Below are 6,186 nucleotides of genomic sequence, written 5' to 3'. Positions count from 1 at the left end.
CGATCGAGGGACCGATCGACAGCGGTGCGAAGATACTCCGGTGAAAGGTCCTTGGGAAGTTCGCCGTGGCCGGCCTGTGGATTATTATAAAAGTCGTAGCCGACTTTCGTCCCGAGTGTGATCTCATCACGGACGTTCTCAAGAGCGCGTCCGACCAGCCGCTCACTGTCGCCGTGACCGTACACGTCGCCCGTGTCGAAGAAGGTGACGCCCTGGTCGACGGCGTGAGTGACCATCTCGATCGCCTGCTCCTCGGTCCGGTCACCCCACCAGTCAGAGCCGATAACCCACGCGCCAAATCCGACCTCGCTGACTTCGATACCGCTGGCACCGAGCGTACGGTAGTGCATATCTCAACTAATGCGTGCGCTCACTTATCGAACGCGATCTATGTGATGAACAGCCAAGACGAGAGCGGTGGGACGACAAATATGATGGTAGTCTGAAAATGGTACCACGACGGAAACTCCTATGTCTCAGCCCCTCTAACGGGCGGAGCATGACGAAACGTCACGTGTCGCTTCCGCTCGGAGCCGAAGAAGGGTTACGGGAGTTCATCAATGAAGTTGACGAACGATTAGCAGGCCCGGAAGACACCTGTGATGTCGTCAAAGACGTTCTGATCGATTTGTATGGAGATCGTCAGGCCTACGAACGGTGGCAGTCGGGAGAATCGGTTTCGCCCGCAACGCGCGTTCGGTTACAGGGGTACGATCCGTGTAATTCGACGCTCGAAAGCGAATACTACGCGGAAAAAGACGAAGAAACGTTTGAGCGATCGAAACACCTCCAATGGCTCTGGCGACAGTTCGACGCGACGCCGATGGCCGACAACATCGAATTCGCGCTTCGGTTCCGTCAGATGCTCGCAAACCACCTCTTCAAGGAGGCGGGAGACGGGCTTCGAATCTTCAAAGGCGTCACCTTCTCGTACGGACACAACATTTCGATGGGCGACAACACCGTCATTCACGACAATGTCCATCTCGACGACCGTGGGAGGCTCAGTATCGGTGAGCGGGTGAGCATCTCCGACGACGCTCACGTGTACTCCCACGATCACGACATCGTTGATCAGACGGCGGTTTCGAACTACCACACGATCATCGAAGACGACGCACGTGTCACGTACGACTCGCTGGTCCGGGCGGGGGTCCGCGTCGGGGAGAACGCTGTACTTGCGGCGAAAAGCGTGGCACAGCGCGACATCCCTGCCCACCACATCGCGGCCGGAACGCCCGCAGAGAGCATTAGCGTCAAGCCGGGGTGGGAGGAAGTCGCCAAACCCGTCGGTGAGACACCAGACAACCGTGAGGAACGAGCCATTCCTTCTGAAGTTCCGGATGATATCACCGTCTTCGACGAGTTTGAGCGCGATTTGCAGCCACCCGGAGATGAGTGATCTTGTGATTGACACGGCAGTACGACCCGTCTGAGTCGTCCGCTTCGGCGGAGAAAGACGGTACACGCAATGGCACACTGTCCGTTGGTGCAACGACTGTCAGCGTTGAAACCGTTGTCGAGGGGGGTTAGAAGTCCCGTGGAGCGCTGCCTATCGTGAGGGAACACTGTATGTGACCGAACGACCGGGACGGGTCGTGCGCGTGAGCGGTGGCGAAAGCGAGATCGTTGCGGATTTCACAGAGAGCACGACGACAGGCGGCGAAGGTGGACTATTGGGACTCGTCTTTCATCCCACGACCCCCGACACCGCGTTCACCTACCAGACCGACGGAACAAACGAACGACGGACCGATCGAACAGTGGCAGGGTGATCTCTTCATCGGAACGCTCGCTGGAGCCCACCTCCGGCGGGTACGGATCCAAAACGGCACCGATACCGAAGACGAGTAACCGGGATGGACGCGGTACGCCGGAGCCGGGCGATGACAAGATACTCAGGCTCCGTCCGGAATGATGGATCGTAGTTCGAAACTGGAATCGGAAAACAGCAGCTACCCTATCAGTTAACTAGCGTTTGAGGAGCACCGCTGCGATGTGTGGGCGCTGAATTCGCAATCCTGCTTTCGTGTAGGTGGTGTATCGGTTCGCTTCCTCGTTGAGATAGTCGACGGGCGGGTCACAGTCCTCCCGATCGAACTCCGTAGCGAAGGATTCGTACTCTTCACCGGTGGGGGTGAACATCTCCTCGCGGACCCAACCGTTGTCCGTTTCTCTGAACTGGAGCCACGCCCCACCCTCGAAGAACAACCGAGCGGTATGCAGCCCGTCGTCGTCAATCGTACAGGATGTATTGACGATCGACGGCGGCCGCTCGATCACCCCGAGAGGCGGATCCGCGGATACCGTCTGTTGACACCACGGACAGGTGTAGTCGGCCATAGACTCGTGAACGATGATCCGATACGCTTGCTGGGGATCGAACCCGCGATCGCAGTGATGACACTGTACGCGGGGATCGCCTTGATTGTCCCCTCCGAGCCACATTCTATCACTCATTTCGGACACCTGCTGGTGTGGGAGAATCACTGTGTCGTTTGAACGCTGTTCGTGTCGTCCGCTCGCTTTTGCCCTTCTGCTTCATTAGTCTCACTTCCTTGGTTCGTTGGAGATGCCTCTGTGTGCTGTCCGTTGATGGCGTGTACTGCACCGGCCGCCCACGATCACGAACACCGTCGGCCTAGCCCGACTCGTAAGCTGGTCTGCCAACAGCGTTTTCGCGTGAGGGGTGGTGAACGCACCACCGACCGATCTCAAGACGCCGGTACTGGATGTCGTATCGACAATTGCGTTTCGTTAGCCGATCACACTACGCAGATTACCCCCCATACACTTATATGTCTATTATTATTTACCTCATATTGATTTTATTTATCGGAAGTGAGCTGCTATGGGTATGAGTGGAGTCGTCGTGAAGAACGATCAAGTCCAACTGTAGAAATGAATTTATAGAAAACTCCAGTGCCCGGATTGCCGTGGTAATGAGCGTAGTAGATGAAAGATGCGCTGAAATTGATACAGAATAACTTATTTTGAATGACAAGCTTCGATCTATCGGTGAGATAATAGTAGAATCAATTCACTCGCAAAACTCGATCACTGCGCCGGCCGGGAATTGAACCACTTCCAGACGGTCGCTCATAACAGGTCGCGCTGCGACTGCCCTCATTCAATTCCCGGCTGCTCATTCACTCGCAAAACTCGATCACTGCGCCGGCCGGGAATTGAACCCGGGCTATGAGCTTGGGAAGCTCATGTCCTACCACTAGACCACCGGCGCGCGTCGTCTATGTTTGGGTTCTGTCCGGCTCTACTTGAACGTAGCGACTCGTCGATGTCGTCGCGATGATTATCTAATCACCAATCATACATCTCATATGGAACCGGTCAACGAATCGGAGCTTGAATAGACAGAAACACAACAGGACGACGCGGGGTTTCGTCGCAAACAGTTAGGGAACGCTTCGGGGGGCGAGCAGTTGGGCTGTAGCCTGTACGAACTGCCAGAGAAGGGCAAATCGTGGCCATACCACTACCACACGGCGAACGAAGAGGCGATATACGTTCTTTCCGGCACCGGATCGATTCGCCTTGACGAGGAGTTGCATCCGCTCCGATCGGGTGACTACGTTGCGCTGCCGGCCGACGAATCAGGTGGGCATCGAGTGATCAACGACTCAGCCGGATCATTGCGGTATCTGTTCGTCTCGACGATGTGCGAGCCGGATGTAACGGTGTATCCAGAAATGGAGACGTTGGGCGTGTTTGTCGGGAGCGCTCCCGGCGATCGTAGTGGTCGGGCGCTACACGGTTATTACCCCCTCGAAAAGGATATCGACTACTGGGAAGACGCATAATCGAACAACCGTTCGACGTTCGTCTCCGGCCGGGCAGCTATTAGTTGTCGGCAGTTCATCGTTCTGGTATGCAAGACGTAACGGCGCTTCCCGAGGATATCCCCGTAGACCTACAGCTTACCGATGCGGAGTTAGAGACCCACCGCGAGCGGATCACGTCGTTCATCGCGTCGATCATCGACGACGCCGGTGCTGCGAGCGCCGTGATCGGGTTGTCGGGCGGGATCGACAGCACGCTCACCGCGCGACTCGCTGTCGAAGCGCTCGGTCCGGACGCGGTTCACGGGTTGATACTACCGAGTACGGTGAACCCAGAAGAGAGTATGAGCGACGCCGAGGCGGTCGCCCAACGGCTCGGAATCGAGTACGACGTGATCGAGATCGAGCCGATCGTCTCGGCGTTTTTCGACGCCTATCCCGACGGTGCCGACACCAAGACCGCAGCCGGTAACGTCCGCGTTCGAACACGCGCGGTTCTCAACTACTTCGTGGCGAACACGGAGAACGCTATCGTGCTCGGAACTGGCAACAGGAGCGAGTCGCTGACGGGGTATTTCACCAAATACGGCGATCAAGCCGTCGACTGCAATCCGATCGGAAACCTCTATAAACATCAGGTACGGCAGCTCTCGCGCCACGTCGGCGTACATGACGCGATCATCGAGAAGCCCCCGAGCGCGGAGATGTGGCAGGGCCAAACCGACGCCGAGGAGATGGGCGTCACCTACGACCTGCTCGACGCAGTGCTCATGTTACACGTCGACGGCCCGTTGTCTCGACGAGCAACCGCCGAGACGCTCGATATCGATCAGACTGCGATCGATCGCGTCGTGGAGCTGTACGAACAGAGCGCCCACAAGCGACGGCTACCGCCGACCCCCGAAAAAATCGATCTCTAATCCAACGCAGATCACGATTGAAGCGTGTCGGCGTTGGCGTCGACAAGCGCCGCGAACACGTTGGCTTCCCGCTCTTCTTGGATCGTCCGATCGGCAGTTTCTGCGGTGTTCATGAGGGATTTAAGACGCGTGAGCGTCTCACGCTCACAGTCGGCAATCTCCTCAGCGACTGATCGAGGCGTGTCGACAACGCGCGAGACCAGTCCCATGTCGAGTGCTTGCTCGGCATCAACGACACGCCCGGAAAGGGCAATATCACGCGCGTGGCTCCGGCCAACGGTTGCCGTAAGCCGGTGCGTTCCGCCCCACGCCCCGAACAGCCCAAACGTCACACCCGGCTCCGCGAACGACGCGGCCGGCGTTGCGATCCTGAGATCACACGCAAGCGCGATTTCCAGCCCACCGCCACGGGCGGGACCGTCGATCCCAGCGACGACAACCGCGTCACTCGTTTCGATGGCTCGGGCGACCCGCTGTCCGAGTCGTGCGAACGCAGCCGCTTGGTCGGTGGTGCCCGCCGCAGCGTCGGCCGCGAGATCAGCGACGACATCAAGATCCGCACCAGCACAGAACGCGGACCCAGCACCACGAAGTTCGATAACACGGGCAGCAACATCGGTCACAGCCGTTTCGAGCGCCTTGAGCGCAGCAGGTGTGAGTGCGTTGCGTCGTTCCGGTCGATCGATAGTAATCGTTCGAACGGCTCCGTCGTCGGTCGTCCGTATCACGACTTCAAGAGGGGGGCGGTTTCCAAAGGTCTTTGCCAGTTGGGAGTTAACGCCCGAGTGATGGACGAAGCCGCTGCCGTGCGCCGAGCCGCGCGGGCGACCGTCGAGGAAATCGAGCCTGCGCGACTGCGGAACGCCTTGTTGGCGGTCATTGATTCCACTTCGTTAACGCCGGGAGTGTTGACACTGCTCACTGCACGGATTCGTTCTGACTCCCACGATGAACTCGAACAGCCCGCCGCCGGTGTACAACTCATCTACAATGGTCTCCGACTCACCCGCCAACTAGCCCACAACGAGCCGTGGAACAACGGCGAAGAGGAACGCCGAAAAGCGAACATGCACATTCTCGTCGCTGATGTGCTCGTTGCACGAGGCTTTTACCTCCTCGCACACACCAACGCAGCGTCGACCGCCGTCGACGTGGTGCGGTCGTTCGGACAGCACCAAGCGTACGAGCACAGACACAACCCCGAGGCGGAGGGCGAATTCAAACCGGGGACATCGACGGCAGAACGACAGCTCAAACGCGACATCCTTGAACTCGCATTGACAACCGGCACGGTCGTGGCCGACGACGAGGAACTGACCAGCGACTTCCAAACTGTCGCTAAGGATCTCGTGGAGACCTGTGAGGGGTCAGGGTTCCCAGCGCCGGACGCGTTCCTTTCACCCACCGTCACTGACCGCCTCACCCAATCCGTTGCCAGTGCCTGCGTCGACTCGTGAATCGAAACGCCT

The 6,186-nt window shown here is 58.1% G+C and carries 7 protein-coding genes, 1 tRNA gene and 1 pseudogene; 5 read left to right on the top strand and 4 right to left on the bottom strand.

Annotation, left to right across the window (positions count from 1 at the left end):
- On the bottom strand, positions 1 to 350 hold a 350-nt coding region (locus tag EIK79_RS03740; RefSeq protein WP_148094124.1), incomplete at its 3' end, for an aldo/keto reductase.
- A 149-nt stretch (positions 351 to 499) separates the two neighbouring features.
- On the opposite strand from EIK79_RS03740, the gene EIK79_RS03735 reads away from it, so the two are divergent.
- Together EIK79_RS03735 and EIK79_RS18680 are read left to right on the top strand one after the other, a co-directional pair.
- Entirely contained in the window at positions 500 to 1,402 is a 903-nt protein-coding gene (locus EIK79_RS03735) for an acyltransferase (RefSeq protein ID WP_124953801.1), read from the top strand.
- A gap of 172 nt (positions 1,403 to 1,574) precedes the next feature.
- Positions 1,575 to 1,775 (top strand): hypothetical protein, encoded by a 201-nt coding sequence (locus EIK79_RS18680; RefSeq protein WP_233737923.1) that lies wholly within the window; start codon positions 1,575 to 1,577, stop codon positions 1,773 to 1,775.
- Positions 1,776 to 1,971: 196 nt separating this feature from the next.
- Here the strand turns inward: EIK79_RS18680 and EIK79_RS03725 are convergent, their stop codons facing one another.
- Together EIK79_RS03725 and EIK79_RS03720 are read right to left on the bottom strand one after the other, a co-directional pair.
- Positions 1,972 to 2,460, bottom strand: a complete 489-nt coding sequence (locus EIK79_RS03725) for a hypothetical protein (protein WP_124953800.1) — start codon at positions 2,458 to 2,460, stop codon at positions 1,972 to 1,974.
- A 710-nt stretch (positions 2,461 to 3,170) separates the two neighbouring features.
- Positions 3,171 to 3,241 (bottom strand) — tRNA-Gly (locus EIK79_RS03720).
- A gap of 97 nt (positions 3,242 to 3,338) precedes the next feature.
- Here EIK79_RS03720 and EIK79_RS03715 point away from each other — a divergent pair.
- Both EIK79_RS03715 and EIK79_RS03710 read left to right on the top strand, forming a co-directional pair.
- A pseudogene (locus tag EIK79_RS03715) lies at positions 3,339 to 3,818 on the top strand (cupin domain-containing protein).
- A gap of 68 nt (positions 3,819 to 3,886) precedes the next feature.
- Positions 3,887 to 4,717, top strand: coding sequence for an NAD+ synthase (locus EIK79_RS03710; protein ID WP_124953798.1), 831 nt, complete (start codon positions 3,887 to 3,889; stop codon positions 4,715 to 4,717).
- A gap of 11 nt (positions 4,718 to 4,728) precedes the next feature.
- Here the strand turns inward: EIK79_RS03710 and EIK79_RS03705 are convergent, their stop codons facing one another.
- The gene (locus tag EIK79_RS03705; protein WP_124953797.1) at positions 4,729 to 5,445 is read right to left on the bottom strand and encodes an enoyl-CoA hydratase/isomerase family protein; all 717 of its coding nucleotides are present in this window, start codon (positions 5,443 to 5,445) and stop codon (positions 4,729 to 4,731) included.
- Positions 5,446 to 5,505: 60 nt separating this feature from the next.
- Between EIK79_RS03705 and EIK79_RS03700 the strand changes: the two genes are divergently transcribed.
- Positions 5,506 to 6,174 (top strand): DUF7114 family protein, encoded by a 669-nt coding sequence (locus tag EIK79_RS03700; protein ID WP_124953796.1) that lies wholly within the window; start codon positions 5,506 to 5,508, stop codon positions 6,172 to 6,174.
- Positions 6,175 to 6,186: the final 12 nt, after the last annotated feature.

The organism is Halocatena pleomorpha (assembly GCF_003862495.1).
GTDB lineage: Archaea > Halobacteriota > Halobacteria > Halobacteriales > Haloarculaceae > Halocatena > Halocatena pleomorpha.
Note: the sequence above shows the minus strand (reverse complement) of the source record. Positions and strands in the feature narration are given on the sequence as shown.